Origin of the sequence: Escherichia whittamii, from assembly GCF_014836715.1 — a bacterium.
Classification (GTDB): domain Bacteria; phylum Pseudomonadota; class Gammaproteobacteria; order Enterobacterales; family Enterobacteriaceae; genus Escherichia; species Escherichia whittamii.
Genome location: NZ_JACSQI010000001.1, coordinates 558,309 through 576,779, shown reverse-complemented (window position 1 = coordinate 576,779; position 18,471 = coordinate 558,309). Strand labels below are relative to the sequence as shown.

Sequence of the window (18,471 nt, the reverse complement as noted above, 5' to 3'; positions counted from 1 at the left end):
GAAAGGTGCCAGTTTTCGCAATCACTGGCACCTTCACTCTTAATGGCCTGTCGAGCCATCAGGAACGCAGTTTACCCCCGGTTTGCGATCTGGTGTGTAAAGGCGAAAACATTCTGTCTTCCTGTCCGTCGATATCGGTTGCAGGTCTGGTTGCCTGAGCGACTGGGCCATCATTGGGCTGGAGACATTGCTTTGCGGAAGGTCGGCTTTATCGGCAGTACCGAGCGGACCGGCAAAAGCAGGAAGAACAGAGACTGATAACAACAAAGCAGCAAAATAAGGCTTCATTTTTACCACCTTTATCAGGTTACGTTTCATTTGTTCCAGAGGAACATTGTCGATTTTTCGCGCATTGCTGGTGGCTGGGAATCACCTGAATGGGTGATTTTTTGGGCAGCGTGTCTTGCCGGATGCGCCGCCAGGCGCGGCTTATCCGGCCTACGGATTAGCACCAACGTGTAGGCCGGATAAGGCGTTCACGCCGCATCTGGCGTTGGTTGGGAGGAGCCATCTAACTTCAGGTTGAACAAAACATACACAAAAAATATAGATCTCCGTCACATTTTTACGTTATACAGGAAGCTCGCCACTGAGTTGGAGGGCTGTTATGACGTCGCTATCTCGTCCCCGCGTGGAGTTTATCTCCACTATTTTGCAGACCGTACTCAATCTTGGCCTGTTGTGCCTGGGCCTGATTCTGGTTGTCTTTCTCGGTAAAGAAACGGTGCATCTGGCTGATGTGCTGTTCGCGCCAGAACAAACCAGTAAGTATGAGCTGGTGGAAGGGCTGGTGGTTTACTTTCTCTATTTCGAATTTATCGCGCTGATTGTGAAATACTTTCAGTCCGGTTTTCACTTTCCGCTACGTTACTTTGTCTATATCGGGATCACCGCCATTGTGCGCTTGATCATCGTCGATCATAAATCGCCATTGGATGTGTTGATCTACTCCGCGGCGATCCTGTTGCTGGTGATCACCCTATGGCTGTGTAATTCGAAACGGCTGAAGCGGGAATAAAAAAGAGGCGCTCCGAAGAGCGCCGAATGACAGTCACAAGTTGGGATAACGTAAGTTGAGGGTGTAGTGGCATAACATTGGCAGAACAACATCTTTAACCTTTCACACCACCTGCCGTCAGGCCGTTAACTAGCCAGCGTTGTGCCAGCAAGAAGACGATGGTGATCGGTAATGCAGACATCACGGCAGCGGCAGCAAAGTCGCCCCACAGGTAGTTTTGCGGGTTGAGGTATTGCTGCATACCCACGGCCAGGGTGTAGCTGTTCACGTCACGCAGTAACAATGATGCGACCGGAACTTCGGTAATGGCAGCAATAAACGACAGGATGAACACCACCGCCAGAATCGGTACTGACAGCGGTAACAGGACGAGGCGGAAAGCCTGCCACGGTGTCGCGCCGTCCAGCGCCGCCGCTTCTTCCAGCGAGCTGTCGATGGTTTCAAAATAACCTTTGATGGTCCAGACGTGCAGTGCAATCCCACCCAGGTACGCGAAGATAACGCCACCGTGGGTATTCAGGCCGATGAACGGAATATACTCGCCCAGGCGGTCAAATAACGCGTACAACGCCACCAGTGAGAGTACCGCAGGGAACATCTGGAAAATCAACATCCCTTTCAGCAGCGTCGCTTTGCCAGGGAAACGCATACGGGCGAAGGCGTAGGCGCAGGTGGTGGAGAGCGCCACGATACCAATCGCGGAAATACCGGCAACCTTCACCGAGTTCCATAGCCACAGCAGTACCGGGAACGGCGGTGGCGTAATGCGACCATCAGCCTGTTCAACGCTAAAACCTAACGCCAGTTTCCAGTGATCCCATGAGATTTGTTCCGGGATCAGGCTACCGGTTGCGAAGTTTCCCTGGCGCAGCGAGATTGCAACGACCATCAGCAGCGGGAACATAATCGCCGCGATAAAAAGTAGCAGTAGCAGGTGAGTAATAAACAAACGTGCTTTTTGCGATTTCGGTTGGACCATTGCCATTTTTGTTATCTCCCTTAATCAAACTTCATTCGCGTGGCTTTCAGGTTCACTATCGCCAACGCACCCACCAGCAGGAAGATCAGCGTGGCAATCGCCGCCGCCAGACCGAAGTCCTGACCACCGCCGCCTTCAAAGGCGATACGGTAGGTGTAGTTAACGAGCAGGTCGGTATAACCGGCTGGCGTGGTGGTGCCAAGACGATCCGGGCCGCCGTTGGTCAACAGTTGAATCAGCACGAAGTTGTTAAAGTTAAAGGCGAAGCTGGCGATCATTAGCGGTGTGAGCGGCTTAATCAGCAGCGGTAGCGTAATCTTAAAAAAGTTCTGGAACGGACTTGCGCCATCCATTGCTGAGGCTTCATACAGATCGTCCGGAATCGCTTTCAACAAGCCCATGCAGAGGATCATCATGTACGGATAACCCAGCCAGGTGTTGACGATAATCAGCATCGTTCGTGCGGTGGTCGGGTCGCTGAACCAGGCGGGCTTCACGCCAAACAACGCGCTCAACATCATGTTGATTTCACCAAAGCTCTGGTTGAACAATCCTTTGAAAATCAAAATTGAAATAAACGATGGCACCGCGTAGGGCAGAATCAGCAGTACGCGGTAGATAGCTTTGCCGCGCAACGCTTCCCACTGCACCAGACACGCCAGCACCATGCCGACCGCCACCGTTAAAAAGACGGTGATAAGCGAGAACACCACGGTCCAGACGAAAATTGCGAGGAACGGTTTTTGGATCCCTTCGTCGGTGAAGACGCGAGTAAAGTTTTTCCAGCCAGTAGTCACGGTATAACCTGGGCTGAGTTTTTCGTCACCCCAGTTGCCGTCAGCAGTGATGGACTGGTAAAAACCAATCTGGTCGTTTGGACGATATTTTACGCCGCTCTGATTATTGGTCAGCGTACCGTCATCGCCTAATGTGTACAGCGGCTGAGTGCCAGAGAACTGGCGCAGGGAGCTCATCATCACTTTGTTACCATCCGGCAGAATGGCAGTAATGTTGCTCAGGGCTTGACGATTCTGGGTAATCACGCGCAGATTCGCACGCTCGCCTTCAGGCTGCGTGGCGCTTTCCTTCAGTTCCAGTTTTTTCTCGCCGTCAAATTTGAAAGCGTCTGAGAGATAATTTTTGCCGGTTTCGCCGTCGGTGAGTGCCAGTTGCCACTCGTCGCCCGCGGGATAAAGCCCAAAGTTATAGGTTTTCCCTGCCTGCCAGGAGCGGTCCAACAGAACTTCCTGAGCGCGTTCAAAGGTAAGCTGATTGGTGCTGCTGTAGTTGGTGAAGGCGATGGCGATGGTACAAACCAGAGGGAAGAGGACGAATAGCCCCATTCCTGCCATTCCCGGATAAACATAGCGCCAGGCGTAAGCTTTACGGTTGGCGAAAATATAGAGCCCCGCTGAACTCAAAATCAGCGTGGTAATGGCGAACAGGTATTCCCCTTGTGCGTACATTAAAACAACAAGGTAACCCACCAGCAGGCCGAGCAGACCTAACACTGACCATTTCAGCGCGTCGCTTTGCCACCAATGTTTCTTTTTAATGACATCCATGGGGTTCTTCCTCATTCCAGGACGGATAAAGCGTTTACGCCGCATCCGGCAACAACTGCCTGATGCGACGCTGACGCGTCTTATCAGGCCTACATACGTTTCGTTTTCGTAGGCCGGATAAAGCGTTTACGCCGCATCCGGCAACAACTGCCTGATGCGACTCTGGTGCGTCTTATCAGGTCTACATACGTTTCGTTTTCGTAGGCCAGATAAGGCGTTTACGCCGCATCCGACAACAATTGCCTGATGCGACGCTGGTGCGTCTTATCAGGCCTACATACGTTTCGTTTTCGTAGGCCAGATAAGGCGTTCACGCCGCATCCGGCAACAACTGCCTGATGCGACGCTGGTGCGTCTTATCAGGCCTACATACGTTTCGGTTTCGTAGGCCGGATAAGGCGTTCACGCCGCATCCGGCATTTCAGGCATTACTTAGTGATACGACCCTGTGCATCTTTCAGCGCGGCATCAACAGTCTGACGACCACTGGCTGCGTTGATCACTGCGGTACGCACGGCATACCAGAAGGCGGACATCTGCGGGATGTTCGGCATGATTTCACCATTCTTGGCGTTATCCATGGTGGCGGCGATGCGCTGATCTTTCGCCAGCTGATCCTGGTAAGACTTCAGTGCCACGGCGCCAAGCGGTTTATCTTTATTCACCGCTTCCAGACCTTCGTCGGTCAGCAGGTAGTTTTCGAGGAACTCTTTCGCCAGCTCTTTGTTCGGACTGGCCGCGTTAATGCCTGCACTCAGCACGCCAACGAACGGTTTGGACGGTTGCCCCTTGAAGGTCGGCAGCAGCGTCACGCCGTAGTTCACTTTGCTGGTATCGATGTTGGACCATGCCCACGGACCGTTGATGGTCATCGCAGTTTCACCTTTGTTAAAGGCTGCCTCTGCGATGGAGTAATCAGTATCCGCATTCATGTGTTTGTTTTTAACCAGATCAACCAGGAAGGTCAGACCCGCTTTCGCGCCAGCGTTATCCACGCCAACGTCTTTCACGTTGTATTTGTCGTTTTCATACTTGAACGCATAACCACCGTCAGCAGCAATCAGCGGCCAGGTAAAGTACGGTTCTTGCAGGTTGAACATCAGCGCGCTCTTACCTTTCGCTTTCAGTTCTTTATCCAGCGCCGGGATCTCTTCCCAGGTTTTTGGCGGGTTCGGCAGCAGATCTTTGTTATAAATCAGCGATAACGCTTCAACTGCAATCGGGTAAGCAATGAGTTTGCCGTTAAAACGCACGGCATCCCAGGTGAACGGATATATCTTGTCCTGGAGCGCTTTGTCCGGGGAAATTTCAGCCAGCAGGCCTGACTGGGCGTAGCCGCCAAAGCGGTCGTGCGCCCAGAAGATGATGTCCGGACCATCGCCAGTTGCCGCAACTTGAGGGAATTTCTCTTCCAGTTTATCCGGGTGCTCAACGGTGACTTTAATTCCGGTATCTTTCTCGAATTTCTTACCGACTTCAGCGAGGCCGTTGTAGCCTTTATCGCCGTTAATCCAGATTACCAGTTTACCTTCTTCAATTTTGGCGAGAGCCGGGGCGGAAAACATCATCGTCGTTAATGCGGATAATGCGAGGATGCGTGCACCTGTTTTTATTTTCATAATCTCTGGTCCTTGTTGGTGAAGTGCTTGTGAAAACACCTATACGGACTCTAGTTTCTTTATACGGCAACCTCTTTCCATCCTCCTTGCCCCTACGCCCCACCGTCGCTTTGTGTGATCTCTGTCACAGAAGCAGCAGTATTGCGGGTTGGCGCACACAAAATCGCCATGATTTTTGCAAGCAACTTCACGAATTTCCGTACTTTTCATCGGATTAGTATGCAGAGGCCTTCTTCTCGTCCTCCCGCCTCCTCCCCCATAAAAAAGCCTGGGGGTGGAGGATTTAAGCCATCTGTTGATGAAGCATAGTCACCGCATCATGAATGTTGCTGTCGATGACAGGTTGTAACGAAGGGAGAAGGGCATGGCGAGCGTACAGCTGCAAAATGTAACGAAAGCCTGGGGTGAGGTCGTGGTATCGAAAGATATTAATCTCGAGATCCACGAAGGCGAATTCGTGGTGTTTGTCGGGCCATCTGGCTGCGGTAAATCAACGTTACTGCGCATGATTGCCGGCCTTGAGACGATTACCAGCGGCGACCTGTTCATCGGTGAGAAACGAATGAACGACACCCCGCCAGCCGAACGCGGCGTCGGAATGGTGTTCCAGTCCTATGCGCTCTATCCCCATCTGTCAGTGGCAGAAAACATGTCCTTTGGCCTGAAACTGGCGGGCGCGAAGAAAGAGGTGATCAACCAGCGCGTTAACCAGGTGGCGGAAGTTCTGCAACTGGCGCACTTGCTGGATCGCAAACCGAAGGCACTCTCCGGTGGGCAGCGTCAGCGAGTGGCGATTGGTCGAACACTGGTGGCCGAGCCAAGCGTGTTTTTACTCGATGAACCGCTCTCCAACCTTGATGCTGCGCTGCGTGTGCAGATGCGTATCGAAATCTCCCGCCTGCATAAACGTCTGGGCCGCACGATGATCTACGTCACCCATGATCAGGTCGAAGCGATGACGCTGGCCGATAAAATTGTGGTACTGGATGCCGGGCGCGTGGCGCAGGTCGGGAAACCGCTTGAGTTGTATCACTACCCGGCCGACCGCTTTGTCGCCGGTTTTATCGGTTCGCCGAAGATGAACTTCCTGCCGGTAAAAGTGACCGCCGTTGCAATCGATCAAGTCCAGGTTGAGCTGCCGATGCCAAACCTCCAGCAAGTCTGGCTTCCGGTTGAAAGCCACAACGTTCAGGTCGGAGCCAACATGTCACTTGGCATTCGCCCGGAACATCTACTGCCAAGTGATATTGCTGACGTCATCCTTGAAGGTGAAGTTCAGGTCGTCGAACAACTCGGCAACGAAACCCAAATTCATATCCAGATCCCTTCCATTCGTCAAAACCTGGTGTACCGCCAGTCTGACGTAGTGTTGGTAGAAGAAGGTGCCACATTCGCTATCGGCCTGCCGCCAGAGCGTTGCCATCTGTTCCGTGAAGATGGCACTGCGTGTCGTCGACTGCATCAGGAGCCGGGCGTTTAAGCACCCTACAAAAGACACAAAACCTGTGACAGGTGATGTGAAAAAAGAAAAGCAATGACTCAGGAGATAGAATGATGATTACTCTGCGCAAACTTCCTCTGGCGGTTGCCATCGCAGCGGGCGTAATGTCTGCTCAGGCAATGGCTGTGGATTTCCACGGTTACGCTCGTTCCGGTATCGGCTGGACAGGGAGCGGCGGTGAACAACAGTGTTTCCAGACTACCGGTGCTCAAAGTAAATACCGTCTTGGCAACGAATGTGAAACTTATGCTGAATTAAAATTGGGACAGGAAGTGTGGAAAGAGGGCGATAAGAGCTTCTATTTCGACACTAACGTGGCCTATTCCGTAGCACAACAGAATGACTGGGAAGCCACCGATCCGGCCTTCCGTGAAGCGAACGTGCAGGGTAAAAACCTGATTGAATGGCTACCTGGTTCCACCATTTGGGCCGGTAAGCGTTTCTATCAGCGTCATGACGTTCATATGATCGACTTCTACTACTGGGATATTTCTGGTCCTGGTGCCGGTCTGGAAAACATTGATGTTGGCTTCGGTAAACTCTCTCTGGCAGCAACCCGCTCTTCTGAAGCAGGTGGTTCCTCCTCTTTCGCCAGCAACAATATCTATGACTATACCAACGAAACCGCAAACGATGTCTTCGACGTGCGTTTAGCACAGATGGAAATCAACCCGGGCGGAACCTTAGAGCTGGGTGTCGACTACGGTCGCGCTAACCTGCGTGATAACTATCGTCTGGTTGATGGTGCATCGAAAGATGGCTGGATGTTCACTGCCGAGCATACCCAGAGCATCCTGAAAGGCTTTAACAAGTTTGTTGTTCAGTACGCTACTGACTCGATGACCTCGCAGGGTAAAGGTCTGTCACAAGGGTCTGGCGTCGCATTTGATAATGAACACTTTGCTTACAACATCAACAACAACGGTCACCTGCTGCGTATCCTGGATCACGGTGCGATTTCTATGGGTGACAACTGGGACATGATGTACGTGGGTATGTACCAGGACATCAACTGGGATAACGACAACGGCACCAAATGGTGGACCGTCGGTATTCGTCCGATGTACAAGTGGACGCCGATCATGAGTACCTTGCTGGAAGTGGGCTACGACAACGTCGAATCCCAGCGCACTGGCGACAAGAACAATCAGTACAAAATCACCCTTGCACAACAATGGCAGGCTGGCGACAGCATCTGGTCACGCCCGGCAATCCGTGTCTTCGCAACCTACGCTAAGTGGGATGAGAAATGGGGCTATGACTACAACGGTAGTTCCTCTTCCAACCCGAACTACGGTAAAGCCGTTCCGGCGAACTTCGAAGGCGGTAGCTTCGGTCGCGGCGATAGCGACGAGTGGACCTTCGGCGCCCAGATGGAAATCTGGTGGTAATAGCTAATCGTAGGCCGGATAAGGCGTTCACGCCGCATCCGGTAATCAATGCCTGATGCGACGCTGTCGCGTCTTATCAGGCCTACAACTGTTGGCGAATGTAGGCCGGATAAGGCGTTCACGCCGCATCCGGCATGAAAACAGGTTGTCATTATCTATAAGGGGCGTAAGCCCTTCTGATTATCGGGTTAAGCGCGCTATTGCCTGGCTACCGCTGAACTCCAGATTTTGAGGTGAAAACAATGAAAATGAATAAAAGTCTCATCGCCCTCTGTTTATCAGCAGGGTTGCTGGCGAGCGCGCCTGGAATTAGCCTTGCCGACGTCAACTATGTACCGCAAAACACCAGTGACGCACCAGCTATTCCATCTGCCGCACTACAACAATTAACCTGGACACCCGTCGATCAATCCAAAACTCAGACTACCCAGTTAGCGACTGGCGGCCAACGGTTGAACGTTCCTGGTATCAGCGGCCCGGTTGCGGCATACAGCGTTCCGGCAAACATTGGCGAACTGACCCTTACACTGACCAGCGAAGTGAATAAACAAACCAGTGTATTTGCGCCGAACGTGCTGATTCTTGATCAGAACATGACCCCATCAGCCTTCTTCCCCAGCAGTTATTTCACCTACCAGGAACCAGGCGTCATGAGCGCAGATCGTCTGGAAGGGGTTATGCGCCTGACGCCAGCGTTGGGGCAGCAAAAACTGTATGTTCTGGTCTTTACCACTGAAAAAGATCTCCAGCAGACGACGCAACTACTCGACCCGGCAAAAGCCTATGCCAAAGGCGTCGGCAACTCGATCCCTGATATTCCAGACCCGGTAGCCCGTCATACCACCGATGGTCTGCTGAAACTGAAAGTGAAAACGAACTCCAGCTCCAGTGTGCTGGTGGGACCGCTATTTGGTTCATCTGGCCCAGGTCCGGTGACCGTGGGCAACACTGCGGCTCCGGCGACCTATACGGCACCAGCCGCAGCAACGCCAGCTCCGGCGCCAGCGAAGAAAAGCGAACCGATGCTCAACGACACGGAAAGTTATTTTAATACCGCGATCAAAAACGCTGTCGCGAAAGGTGATGTTGATAAGGCGTTAAAACTGCTTGATGAAGCTGAACGCCTGGGATCGACATCTGCCCGTTCCACCTTTATCAGCAGTGTAAAAGGCAAGGGGTAATTACGCCCCACAGTGCTGATTTTGCAACAACTGGTGCGTCTCCTGGCGCACCTTTTTTTCTCTTTCCATGTGATTGTTGCGTTTTTGTTGCGCATTAGATCACTTAATATGCTTTACATCTCCCGTTATCGCTTTTCTGCGATACAATGCCTTTACGTTATGTAACGGAGAGTTCGGCATGTCACACCCCGCGTTAACGCAACTGCGTGCGCTGCGCTATTTTGCAGAGATCCCTGCGCTGGAACCGCAACTACTCGACTGGTTGTTGCTCGAAGATTCCATGACTAAACGTTTTGAACAGCAGGGAAAAACGGTGAGCGTGACGATGATCCGCGAAGGATTTGTCGAACAGAATGAAATCCCCGAAGAATTACCGCTGCTGCCGAAAGAACCCCGTTACTGGTTACGTGAAATTTTGCTATGTGCCGATGGGGAACCCTGGCTTGCCGGGCGTACCGTCGTCCCTGTGTCAACGTTAAGTGGCCCCGAGCTGGCGTTACAAAAATTGGGTAAAACGCCATTAGGACGTTATCTGTTCACATCATCGACATTAACCCGGGACTTTATTGAGATAGGCCGTGATGCCGGACTTTGGGGGCGCCGTTCCCGCCTGCGATTAAGCGGTAAGCCGCTGTTGCTGACTGAACTGTTTTTACCGGCGTCACCGTTGTACTAAGAGGAAAAAAATATGGAGTGGAGTCTGACGCAGAATAAGCTGCTGGCGTTTCATCGCTTAATGCGTACGGATAAGCCAATAGGCGCGTTACTGCTGCTCTGGCCAACATTGTGGGCGTTGTGGGTGGCAACGCCGGGTGTTCCCCAACTCTGGATTCTGGCGGTGTTCGTCGCTGGCGTCTGGCTGATGCGCGCCGCCGGGTGCGTGGTGAATGACTACGCTGACCGTAAATTTGATGGTCATGTGAAGCGCACAGCAAACCGACCGCTTCCCAGCGGAGCGGTTACGGAGAAAGAGGCGCGAACGCTATTTGTGGTGCTGGTGCTGATTTCGTTCCTACTGGTATTGACGCTGAACACGATGACCATTCTGTTGTCGATTGCCGGACTGGCGTTGGCGTGGGTGTACCCGTTTATGAAGCGGTATACCCATTTACCGCAAGTGGTGCTGGGCGCGGCGTTTGGCTGGTCGATTCCAATGGCTTTTGCCGCGGTGAGTGAATCGGTGCCGTTAAGCTGCTGGCTGATGTTCCTTGCCAATATTCTGTGGGCGGTGGCTTATGACACGCAGTATGCAATGGTTGACCGTGACGATGACGTGAAGATTGGCATTAAGTCCACCGCCATCTTGTTCGGCCAATACGATAAGTTGATTATCGGCATTTTGCAGATTGGCGTACTGGTGCTGATGGCGATTGTCGGCGAGTTAAATGGCTTAGGCTGGGGATATTACTGGTCAATTCTGGTCGCGGGCGCACTGTTTGTTTATCAACAAAAACTGATTGCCAACCGCGAGCGCGAAGCCTGCTTTAAAGCATTTATGAATAATAACTATGTTGGCCTGGTGCTGTTTTTAGGGCTGGCAATGAGTTACTGGCATTTCTGATGATGTAAAAAAGCCGGATGGTCATGGTCATCCGGCTTTTTTTCTGTGAAAAGCTGCCTGATGCGCTGCGCTTATCAGGCCTACATAACACATCGCAATTTATTGAGTTTGCAGGTTATTGTAGGCCGGATAAGGCGTTTTCGCCGCATCCGGCAACGCTCACCGATTACCCTTCGCTTTGCGTCGCACTCTCAATCGTCAAACGTACATCGGACGTAATCAACTCCGCCAACAACTGATAGACCTTCATCGTCTCTGCCGGTTCGGCGTCGCCGCTGTCGCTGATATACCCTTCATCACGCAGTGTCAGGACCAGAGAACTGAACACTGCTTTGTCGAAGAACTCCGGTGCGTTGATACCGTGCAGCACGGAGAGACGTTGTGCCACGGTGCGGCTCTCTTTCTCCAGCGTACCGCGGTTGATCGACGGGTTAGCGCTCAATAACCAGAAGGTAATCGCATAACGTTGCAGCGTTTCGCGCGCACCTGCGGCCAGCAACTGAAGCGTGCGGGAGTGCGCCGGATTGATATGCAGCTCGTCATTTTGCAGGGTAATCAGCCCCTGACGTTGCATCTCATTCGCCAGCGCATCAATCACGCCCGGTAACTCGTCGCGATCCCAGCGCAGGAACAGCTCCGCTTTCAGCATTGGGTACAGCACATTGACGTGCTCCATCAATACGTCGCGAGAGATGTGGCGATGCTGCGTCACAATCGCCGCCATCAGCGAAGGCAGGACCAACATATGCGCAATGTTGTTGCGATAGTAGGTCATCAGCACCGCTTGCTCGCGCGGCAGAATGATGATGTCGCCGATAGTATCCTTCTCAACTTCAAACTTGTTCATCTGCAGCGCGTGATCGATAAGCTCGCTGGCGCTGGCTGAAGGAACGGTAGAGTCCGTGGAGTAAGGCACGTTGCGCATCAAATCGAGATAACAATTAAGCTGCTCAGTCAATTGTTCGCGAGTGAGTGAGCGCTGACGTGACGCCAGCAGTGCAGTACAACACAGGTTCATGGCGTTAGCCGCGCCCGCGTTGTTAATGCGTACCATCAGATCGGCAGCAATGTTATTCACCGTCGGCGTTAACCAGGCCGGACGCACCGCTTCGATTGGATCAATAGATTCACGCCAGTCTGGCACGTGCTGGTTAAGGTAGGTCATTAACGGCATTGGTTCACCGAAGTTGACGTAGCCCTGACCGAGATTACGCAGTTTGCTTAAGCCGCGCAGCATCTGCAGCAGGCTCTCTTTCTCTTTCGTCGCGCCGCGCAGTTCTTTGGCGTAAGTACCCACTTCCATGACGTGCTCATAACCGATGTAGATCGGAACCAACGTAATCGGACGTGTACCACCACGCAGCATCGCCTGAATAGTCATCGACAGCGTACCGGTTTTCGGATCCAGCAAACGGCCTGTACGGGAACGACCACCTTCCACAAAGTACTCGACGGAATAACCACGGCTGAACAATTCGCCGAGATACTCACGGAAAACGGTGGAATAAAGTTTATTGCCTTTAAATGTACGGCGAATAAAGAATGCCCCCAGACGGCGGAAAATCGGCCCGGCAGGCCAGAAGTTCAGGTTGATCCCGGCGGCGATATGCGGCGGCACCAGCCCCTGGTGATACAGCACGTAAGAAAGCAGCAGGTAGTCCATGTGGCTACGGTGGCAAGGCACATACACCAGCTCATGACCGTCGTGGGCCAGCTGGCGAACGCGCTCGGCGTTATGGACGTTGATGCCCTGATAAAGTCGGTTCCAGGTGAAGCCCAGAATACGGTCAGTCAGGCGGATCATCTCGTAAGAGAAGTTCGCCGCAATCTCTTCCATCAGCGCAATAGCGTTCTGCTGCGCTTTTTCATGGGAGATTTTTTTGCTGCGCGCTTCATCCTCTACCGCTTTGGCAATGGCGCGCGAGGCGAGCAGCTTATTGAACAAATCCTGACGAGCGGGTAGACGCGGCCCCACAGCAGCCAGACGCTGGCGGGCAAAGTGCATACGCGCCACGCGCGCCAGTTTTTGGGCGATGGTTTTATCCGTGCCGTGTTCGTCAGCCATGCGGCGCAGCGAAACTGACGGAGAGAAACGCACAAAACTGTCGCGACCGAGCCATAACACGGCGAAAAATTTCTGCACGCCGTTGAGCATGCGCAGAGGTGGATTCACTTCACCTTTTTCACGCCCCGGCGCACGACCAAACATCACCGATACTGGCACCATTTGCACATCCAGATTCGGGTTGCTACGGTGCAGATCGAGATAGTCGTGGAACAGCTTAATGGACTCTTCTTTCGGCGTGTAATAGGTGAAAACACGCGGCCCGCCGTGAATAAACACATAGCGTGGCAGTAACGTGCCGTCTATTTCCAGCGGCTCTAATGGGTCAGGCAGATCGTGCGCCAGGCACTGGGCGCGCAACGTCAGCAAATCCGCTTTTGAGTTGTACGGTAAAACGTACATAATTGGACGAGAGGTATCGAGTCCCAGTTCCGGGGCAGGATCTGCCGGAATAGACTTGCTTTTTACCAGGATGCTTAATGGTAAATTCAGTAATTTGTAGTAAATTCGTGGCCAGCCGGACATAAACGATGTAAAGCCTCTGGTTAATAATGCTAATGCGCGGGAAGGATAGCAGAAAGTCATGGGAAATTCTGTGGTATCCGCTTATGTTTCGCGCGACGTTACGCTAACCGTAATCTTCGGATTCAACGGTACACTGATATTGACGCTCATAATGTAAAAAGGTTCTTTCGATGGCCAATAATACCACTGGATTCACTCGAATTATCAAAGCCGCTGGCTATTCCTGGAAAGGTTTACGTGCCGCATGGATCAACGAAGCAGCATTCCGTCAGGAAGGCGTGGCGGTGTTGTTGGCAGTGGTCATTGCCTGCTGGCTGGATGTGGATGCAATAACCCGCGTACTGCTTATTAGTTCTGTCATGCTGGTGATGATTGTGGAAATTCTCAATAGTGCCATCGAAGCGGTGGTTGACCGTATTGGTTCTGAATACCATGAGCTTTCCGGGCGGGCGAAAGATATGGGCTCCGCCGCGGTGCTGATCGCCATTATCGTCGCCGTGATTACCTGGTGCATTCTGTTATGGTCGCATTTTGGATGACGCTTCCAGAATTCGATAAATCTCTGGTTTATTGTGCAGTTTATGGTTCCAAAATCACCTTTTGCTGTATATACTCACAGCATAACTGTATATACACCCAGGGGGCGGAATGAAAGCGTTAACGGCCAGGCAACAAGAGGTGTTTGATCTCATCCGTGATCACATCAGCCAGACAGGTATGCCGCCGACGCGTGCGGAAATCGCGCAGCGTTTGGGGTTCCGTTCCCCAAATGCGGCAGAAGAACATCTGAAGGCGCTGGCACGCAAAGGCGTGATTGAAATTGTTTCCGGCGCATCGCGCGGGATTCGTCTGTTGCAGGAAGAGGAAGAAGGATTGCCACTGGTAGGTCGTGTGGCTGCCGGTGAACCGCTTCTGGCGCAGCAGCATATTGAAGGTCATTATCAGGTCGATCCTTCCCTGTTCAAACCGAATGCCGATTTCCTGCTGCGCGTCAGTGGGATGTCGATGAAAGATATCGGCATTATGGACGGCGACTTGCTGGCGGTGCATAAAACCCAGGATGTGCGTAATGGTCAGGTTGTTGTCGCGCGTATAGATGACGAAGTTACCGTTAAACGTCTGAAAAAACAGGGCAATAAAGTCGAGCTTCTGCCAGAAAATAGCGAGTTTAAACCAATTGTCGTTGACCTTCGTCAGCAGAGCTTCAGCATTGAAGGGCTGGCGGTTGGGGTTATTCGCAACGGCGACTGGCTGTAATTTATCTCTGATACCGCGATGCCGCCTGGCATCGCGGTTTGTTTTTAATCTCTCTTCATCAGGCTTGTCTGCATGGCATTCCTCACTTCATCTGATAAAGCACTCTGGCATCTCGCCTTACCCATGATTTTCTCCAATATCACCGTTCCCTTGCTGGGGCTGGTTGATACGGCGGTCATTGGTCATCTTGATAGCCCGGTTTATCTGGGCGGCGTGGCGGTTGGCGCAACGGCGACCAGTTTTCTCTTTATGCTGTTGCTGTTTTTGCGTATGAGCACTACCGGGCTTACTGCACAGGCTTATGGTGCCAAAAATCCTCAGGCATTAGCGCGTGCGCTGGTGCAGCCGTTGCTGTTGGCTCTGGGGGCCGGAGCGTTGATTGCGTTACTGCGTACACCGATTATCGAGCTGGCGCTGCATATTGTTGGCGGTAGCGAAGCGGTTCTGGAACAGGCGCGGCGCTTTCTTGAAATCCGCTGGTTAAGCGCGCCTGCGTCGCTGGCGAATCTGGTGCTGCTCGGCTGGTTGCTCGGCGTGCAATATGCCCGCGCGCCAGTGATTCTGTTAGTGGTTGGCAATATCCTCAACATTGTGCTGGATGTCTGGCTGGTGATGGGGCTGCATATGAACGTGCAGGGCGCGGCGCTGGCAACAGTGCTTGCCGAATATGCGACGTTGCTTATTGGCCTGCTCATGGTGCGTAAAATCCTCAAACTACGCGGTATCTCCGGCGAAATGCTGAAAACCGCCTGGCGAGGCAACTTCCGCCGTTTGCTGGCGCTTAATCGCGATATCATGCTGCGTTCCCTGCTGTTGCAACTCTGTTTTGGCGCAATAACAGTTCTTGGCGCGCGACTGGGGAGCGATATTATCGCCGTCAACGCGGTTCTGATGACGCTACTCACCTTTACCGCCTATGCGCTGGATGGTTTTGCCTATGCCGTTGAAGCCCACTCCGGTCAGGCGTATGGCGCGCGCGACGGTAGCCAGTTACTGGATGTCTGGCGCGCTGCATGCCGCCAGTCGGGGATCGTGGCACTGTTGTTTTCGGTGGTTTATTTGCTGGCGGGTGAATATATCATCGCGTTGCTAACGTCGTTAACGCAGATCCAGAATCTGGCCGATCGCTACCTAATCTGGCAGGTTATTTTACCGCTGGTGGGAGTCTGGTGTTATCTGCTGGACGGTATGTTTATTGGCGCAACACGCGCTGCCGAAATGCGCAATAGTATGGCAGTCGCAGCAGCAGGGTTTGCTTTAACTCTACTGACGTTGCCGTGGTTGGGTAACCATGGTTTATGGCTGGCGTTAACCGTCTTTCTGGCGCTGCGCGGGCTTTCTCTGGCTGCTATCTGGCGTCGTCACTGGCGTAACGGAACCTGGTTTGCCGGAGCGTGACGGTTAAAAATTCTGAATAAATAATCCTAAGCCAGATTCCTGACTACACTTAATCCCACGTTCAGAAGAAAAGTGAGCGTACTCTCATTCACCACCTAACGATGAGGATTTGAATATGAATAAAGACGAAGTCGGCGGTAACTGGAAACAGTTCAAAGGTAAAGTGAAAGAGCAATGGGGCAAACTGACCGATGATGACATGACGGTCATTGAAGGCAAACGTGACCAGTTAGTGGGTAAAATCCAGGAACGTTACGGTTACCAGAAAGATCAGGCAGAAAAAGAGGTTGATAGCTGGGAAAAACGCCATGATTACCGTTGGTAATTAATCCCTCCTGCCCGACGTGTACAAGGATGTACGCCCTCTTAGCGGGGTTTCTTTTTCACTTGAAGAGAGTGGTCATGATGGCACTGTTCAGGATGACGACACGCTTCAACTTCCACACATGCCGCACAGAGTCCATGTGCTTCAATCACATTATGCCGCAGGGCAAACCCCATTTTTGCCGCCAGCGTATGCATGATGTCTTCCACACCTTCCGCACACTCTTCTTTAACCGCGCCGCAGCGATCGCAAATAAACATGGCTGAAGTATGCGTAGGCTGATCGAACAGATGGCAGAGCACATAGCTGTTGGTGGACTCCACCTTATGCACAAAACCTTGTTCAAGCAGAAAATCGAGCGCGCGATAAACTGTCGGCGGCTTGGCCTGCGGCTCGGCTTCGCGCAGCAAATCAAGTAGATCGTAGGCGCTGATAGCCCCTTCTTGCAGGCTCATCAGGCGCAGCACTTCGAGACGTTGTGGAGTCAGGCGCACATTACGCTGCGCGCAGAGTTTTTCAGCCTGCGCCAATAACTCCTGCGTTGTGGTCTTTTCCATTGTGCACCTCGAAAGTGGGGTTAAGAATGTCCTTACTTTACCATAATTCTCACTTAAACGCCGACAACCGGGCGTCGAAGCTGTCACATTGCCTGATCGCATATTCGTTATGCTATAGTAGCGCCCCCAATTCACCAGATGCTTAAAAAATCGCCATGTCAGCAGAATCACAAACCGCTTATCCCGCATACCGTTTCTCTATTGCTCCTATGCTCGACTGGACGGACAGACACTGCCGTTATTTCCTGCGTCTGCTTTCCCGCAATACGTTGCTCTATACCGAAATGGTAACCACGGGGGCGATTATTCACGGTAAAGGTGATTACCTGGCATACAGTGAGGAGGAGCATCCGGTGGCGTTGCAGTTGGGCGGTAGCGATCCGGCGGCGCTGGCACAGTGCGCAAAACTGGCAGAAGCGCGCGGATACGATGAAATCAATCTGAACGTCGGTTGTCCATCTGACCGGGTACAGAACGGCATGTTTGGCGCATGCCTGATGGGCAATGCGCAACTGGTAGCCGACTGCGTAAAAGCGATGCGCGACGTAGTATCGATTCCAGTGACGGTGAAAACGCGTATTGGCATTGACGACCTGGACAGCTATGAATTTCTCTGTGATTTCATCAACACCGTTTCCGGCAAAGGTGAATGCGAGATGTTTATCATCCATGCGCGTAAAGCCTGGCTTTCTGGTTTAAGCCCGAAAGAAAACCGTGAAATCCCACCGCTCGATTACCCGCGCGTCTATCAACTGAAGCGTGATTTCCCGCATCTGACAATGTCGATTAACGGCGGCATCAAGTCACTGGAAGAGGCTAAGGTGCATTTGCAGTATATGGATGGCGTGATGGTGGGGCGCGAGGCATATCAAAATCCAGGCATTCTGGCGGCGGTGGATCGAGAGATATTTGGTTCCTCGGATACCGATGCTGACCCGGTGGCAGTGGTGCGCGCCATGTACCCGTACATTGAGCGTGAACTCAGCCAGGGAACGTATCTGGGCCATATCACCCGGCATATGCTGGGGCTGTTCCAGGGGATTCCTGGCGCGCGTCAGTGGCGGCGGTATTTAAGTGAAAATGCCCATAAAGCGGGCGCTGACATTAACGTGCTGGAACATGCGCTCAAACTGGTGGCAGATAAGCGTTAATTTTTCACCACAAAGTAGTCAAATTCACCATGCCCTGCGCATCGCCGCGGGGCATATTTTTTATAAATCAACATATTATGTTTTGGCATGATTCTTGTAATGGCTGCAAGAGATTTCATATTTGGGAGAACATCATGCGGGAACTACTTTTTGTGATTGGCTTTTTTGTCATGTTGATGGTCACCGGCGTTTCGTTGCTGGGCATTATCGCCGCGCTGGTTGTGGCGACGGCCATTATGTTCCTCGGCGGTATGCTGGCATTGATGATTAAGTTGCTGCCGTGGCTGTTATTGGCAATTGCAGTAGTGTGGGTGATCAAGGCGATTAAAGCGCCAAAAGTGCCGAAATATCAGCGTTATGACCGCTGGCGTTACTAAG

General features: G+C 52.3%; 18 protein-coding genes. 12 read left to right on the top strand and 6 right to left on the bottom strand.

The genetic code is table 11. The features are described from left to right. Positions 1–39: 39 nt before the first annotated feature. A complete protein-coding gene (locus H9644_RS02620) occupies positions 40–318 on the bottom strand; it encodes a hypothetical protein (protein WP_064525529.1) in 279 nt (92 codons plus the stop codon). Positions 319–607: 289 nt separating this feature from the next. Between H9644_RS02620 and psiE the strand changes: the two genes are divergently transcribed. Then, positions 608–1,018, top strand: coding sequence for a phosphate-starvation-inducible protein PsiE (psiE, locus tag H9644_RS02615; RefSeq protein ID WP_000202902.1), 411 nt, complete (start codon positions 608–610; stop codon positions 1,016–1,018). Positions 1,019–1,112: 94 nt separating this feature from the next. Here the strand turns inward: psiE and malG are convergent, their stop codons facing one another. The 3 genes from malG to malE form a co-directional block, all read right to left on the bottom strand. Continuing rightward, the gene (gene malG, locus H9644_RS02610; protein WP_001252058.1) at positions 1,113–2,003 is read right to left on the bottom strand and encodes a maltose ABC transporter permease MalG; all 891 of its coding nucleotides are present in this window, start codon (positions 2,001–2,003) and stop codon (positions 1,113–1,115) included. A 14-nt stretch (positions 2,004–2,017) separates the two neighbouring features. Further along, the gene (malF, locus tag H9644_RS02605; protein WP_191772957.1) at positions 2,018–3,562 is read right to left on the bottom strand and encodes a maltose ABC transporter permease MalF; all 1,545 of its coding nucleotides are present in this window, start codon (positions 3,560–3,562) and stop codon (positions 2,018–2,020) included. Positions 3,563–3,990: 428 nt separating this feature from the next. Beyond that, positions 3,991–5,181, bottom strand: coding sequence for a maltose/maltodextrin ABC transporter substrate-binding protein MalE (gene malE, locus H9644_RS02600; protein WP_064525535.1), 1,191 nt, complete (start codon positions 5,179–5,181; stop codon positions 3,991–3,993). 364 nt (positions 5,182–5,545) lie between these two features. Between malE and malK the strand changes: the two genes are divergently transcribed. The 5 genes from malK to ubiA all read left to right on the top strand — a co-directional run bounded on the left by malK (position 5,546) and on the right by ubiA (position 10,815). After that, positions 5,546–6,661 (top strand): maltose/maltodextrin ABC transporter ATP-binding protein MalK, encoded by a 1,116-nt coding sequence (malK, locus tag H9644_RS02595; protein WP_064525541.1) that lies wholly within the window; start codon positions 5,546–5,548, stop codon positions 6,659–6,661. A 71-nt stretch (positions 6,662–6,732) separates the two neighbouring features. Further along, positions 6,733–8,073, top strand: a complete 1,341-nt coding sequence (gene lamB / locus H9644_RS02590) for a maltoporin LamB (protein WP_191772955.1) — start codon at positions 6,733–6,735, stop codon at positions 8,071–8,073. Between the two features lie 242 nt (positions 8,074–8,315). After that, positions 8,316–9,254 carry a maltose operon protein MalM gene (gene malM, locus H9644_RS02585; protein ID WP_191772953.1) on the top strand — a complete coding sequence of 313 codons (939 nt, stop codon included), beginning with the start codon at positions 8,316–8,318 and terminating at the stop codon, positions 9,252–9,254. Positions 9,255–9,432: 178 nt separating this feature from the next. Further along, the gene (gene ubiC, locus H9644_RS02580) at positions 9,433–9,930 is read left to right on the top strand and encodes a chorismate lyase (RefSeq protein WP_064525550.1); all 498 of its coding nucleotides are present in this window, start codon (positions 9,433–9,435) and stop codon (positions 9,928–9,930) included. A gap of 12 nt (positions 9,931–9,942) precedes the next feature. After that, positions 9,943–10,815, top strand: coding sequence for a 4-hydroxybenzoate octaprenyltransferase (gene ubiA, locus H9644_RS02575; RefSeq protein ID WP_064525553.1), 873 nt, complete (start codon positions 9,943–9,945; stop codon positions 10,813–10,815). A gap of 166 nt (positions 10,816–10,981) precedes the next feature. On the opposite strand, the gene plsB is transcribed toward ubiA, so the two are convergent. After that, entirely contained in the window at positions 10,982–13,405 is a 2,424-nt protein-coding gene (plsB, locus tag H9644_RS02570; protein WP_191773016.1) for a glycerol-3-phosphate 1-O-acyltransferase PlsB, read from the bottom strand. 170 nt (positions 13,406–13,575) lie between these two features. Here plsB and dgkA point away from each other — a divergent pair, with 170 nt between their 5' ends. The 4 genes from dgkA (at position 13,576) to H9644_RS02550 (ending at position 16,385) form a co-directional block, all read left to right on the top strand. Beyond that, the gene (gene dgkA, locus H9644_RS02565) at positions 13,576–13,944 is read left to right on the top strand and encodes a diacylglycerol kinase (protein ID WP_000002907.1); all 369 of its coding nucleotides are present in this window, start codon (positions 13,576–13,578) and stop codon (positions 13,942–13,944) included. Between the two features lie 109 nt (positions 13,945–14,053). Further along, positions 14,054–14,662, top strand: a complete 609-nt coding sequence (gene lexA / locus H9644_RS02560; RefSeq protein WP_064525560.1) for a transcriptional repressor LexA — start codon at positions 14,054–14,056, stop codon at positions 14,660–14,662. 72 nt (positions 14,663–14,734) lie between these two features. Further along, on the top strand, positions 14,735–16,060 hold the full coding sequence (dinF, locus tag H9644_RS02555) for an MATE family efflux transporter DinF (RefSeq protein ID WP_191772950.1): 1,326 nt from the start codon (positions 14,735–14,737) through the stop codon (positions 16,058–16,060). A gap of 115 nt (positions 16,061–16,175) precedes the next feature. Then, positions 16,176–16,385, top strand: coding sequence for a CsbD family protein (locus H9644_RS02550; RefSeq protein WP_001030602.1), 210 nt, complete (start codon positions 16,176–16,178; stop codon positions 16,383–16,385). A gap of 41 nt (positions 16,386–16,426) precedes the next feature. Here the strand turns inward: H9644_RS02550 and zur are convergent, their stop codons facing one another. Next, a complete protein-coding gene (zur, locus tag H9644_RS02545) occupies positions 16,427–16,942 on the bottom strand; it encodes a zinc uptake transcriptional repressor Zur (protein ID WP_064525566.1) in 516 nt (171 codons plus the stop codon). Between the two features lie 155 nt (positions 16,943–17,097). Between zur and dusA the strand changes: the two genes are divergently transcribed. Next, positions 17,098–18,093, top strand: coding sequence for a tRNA dihydrouridine(20/20a) synthase DusA (gene dusA / locus H9644_RS02540; RefSeq protein ID WP_105289453.1), 996 nt, complete (start codon positions 17,098–17,100; stop codon positions 18,091–18,093). 134 nt (positions 18,094–18,227) lie between these two features. Then, positions 18,228–18,470 (top strand): envelope stress response protein PspG, encoded by a 243-nt coding sequence (gene pspG / locus H9644_RS02535; RefSeq protein ID WP_191772948.1) that lies wholly within the window; start codon positions 18,228–18,230, stop codon positions 18,468–18,470. Position 18,471: the final 1 nt, after the last annotated feature.

What these genes read in the sequence shown, in the direction of transcription:
- dgkA (WP_000002907.1), top strand. Translation starts at nt 13,576, where the DNA reads ATGGCCAATAATACCACTGGATTCACTCGAATTATCAAAGCCGCTGGC.
- psiE (WP_000202902.1), top strand. Translation starts at nt 608, where the DNA reads ATGACGTCGCTATCTCGTCCCCGCGTGGAGTTTATCTCCACTATTTTG.
- H9644_RS02620 (WP_064525529.1), bottom strand. Translation starts at nt 318, where the DNA reads ATGAAACGTAACCTGATAAAGGTGGTAAAAATGAAGCCTTATTTTGCT.
- malE (WP_064525535.1), bottom strand. Translation starts at nt 5,181, where the DNA reads ATGAAAATAAAAACAGGTGCACGCATCCTCGCATTATCCGCATTAACG.
- H9644_RS02550 (WP_001030602.1), top strand. Translation starts at nt 16,176, where the DNA reads ATGAATAAAGACGAAGTCGGCGGTAACTGGAAACAGTTCAAAGGTAAA.
- pspG (WP_191772948.1), top strand. Translation starts at nt 18,228, where the DNA reads ATGCGGGAACTACTTTTTGTGATTGGCTTTTTTGTCATGTTGATGGTC.
- dusA (WP_105289453.1), top strand. Translation starts at nt 17,098, where the DNA reads ATGTCAGCAGAATCACAAACCGCTTATCCCGCATACCGTTTCTCTATT.
- lamB (WP_191772955.1), top strand. Translation starts at nt 6,733, where the DNA reads ATGATGATTACTCTGCGCAAACTTCCTCTGGCGGTTGCCATCGCAGCG.
- zur (WP_064525566.1), bottom strand. Translation starts at nt 16,942, where the DNA reads ATGGAAAAGACCACAACGCAGGAGTTATTGGCGCAGGCTGAAAAACTC.
- malM (WP_191772953.1), top strand. Translation starts at nt 8,316, where the DNA reads ATGAAAATGAATAAAAGTCTCATCGCCCTCTGTTTATCAGCAGGGTTG.
- ubiA (WP_064525553.1), top strand. Translation starts at nt 9,943, where the DNA reads ATGGAGTGGAGTCTGACGCAGAATAAGCTGCTGGCGTTTCATCGCTTA.
- malG (WP_001252058.1), bottom strand. Translation starts at nt 2,003, where the DNA reads ATGGCAATGGTCCAACCGAAATCGCAAAAAGCACGTTTGTTTATTACT.
- lexA (WP_064525560.1), top strand. Translation starts at nt 14,054, where the DNA reads ATGAAAGCGTTAACGGCCAGGCAACAAGAGGTGTTTGATCTCATCCGT.
- malK (WP_064525541.1), top strand. Translation starts at nt 5,546, where the DNA reads ATGGCGAGCGTACAGCTGCAAAATGTAACGAAAGCCTGGGGTGAGGTC.
- dinF (WP_191772950.1), top strand. Translation starts at nt 14,735, where the DNA reads ATGGCATTCCTCACTTCATCTGATAAAGCACTCTGGCATCTCGCCTTA.
- malF (WP_191772957.1), bottom strand. Translation starts at nt 3,562, where the DNA reads ATGGATGTCATTAAAAAGAAACATTGGTGGCAAAGCGACGCGCTGAAA.
- plsB (WP_191773016.1), bottom strand. Translation starts at nt 13,405, where the DNA reads ATGTCCGGCTGGCCACGAATTTACTACAAATTACTGAATTTACCATTA.
- ubiC (WP_064525550.1), top strand. Translation starts at nt 9,433, where the DNA reads ATGTCACACCCCGCGTTAACGCAACTGCGTGCGCTGCGCTATTTTGCA.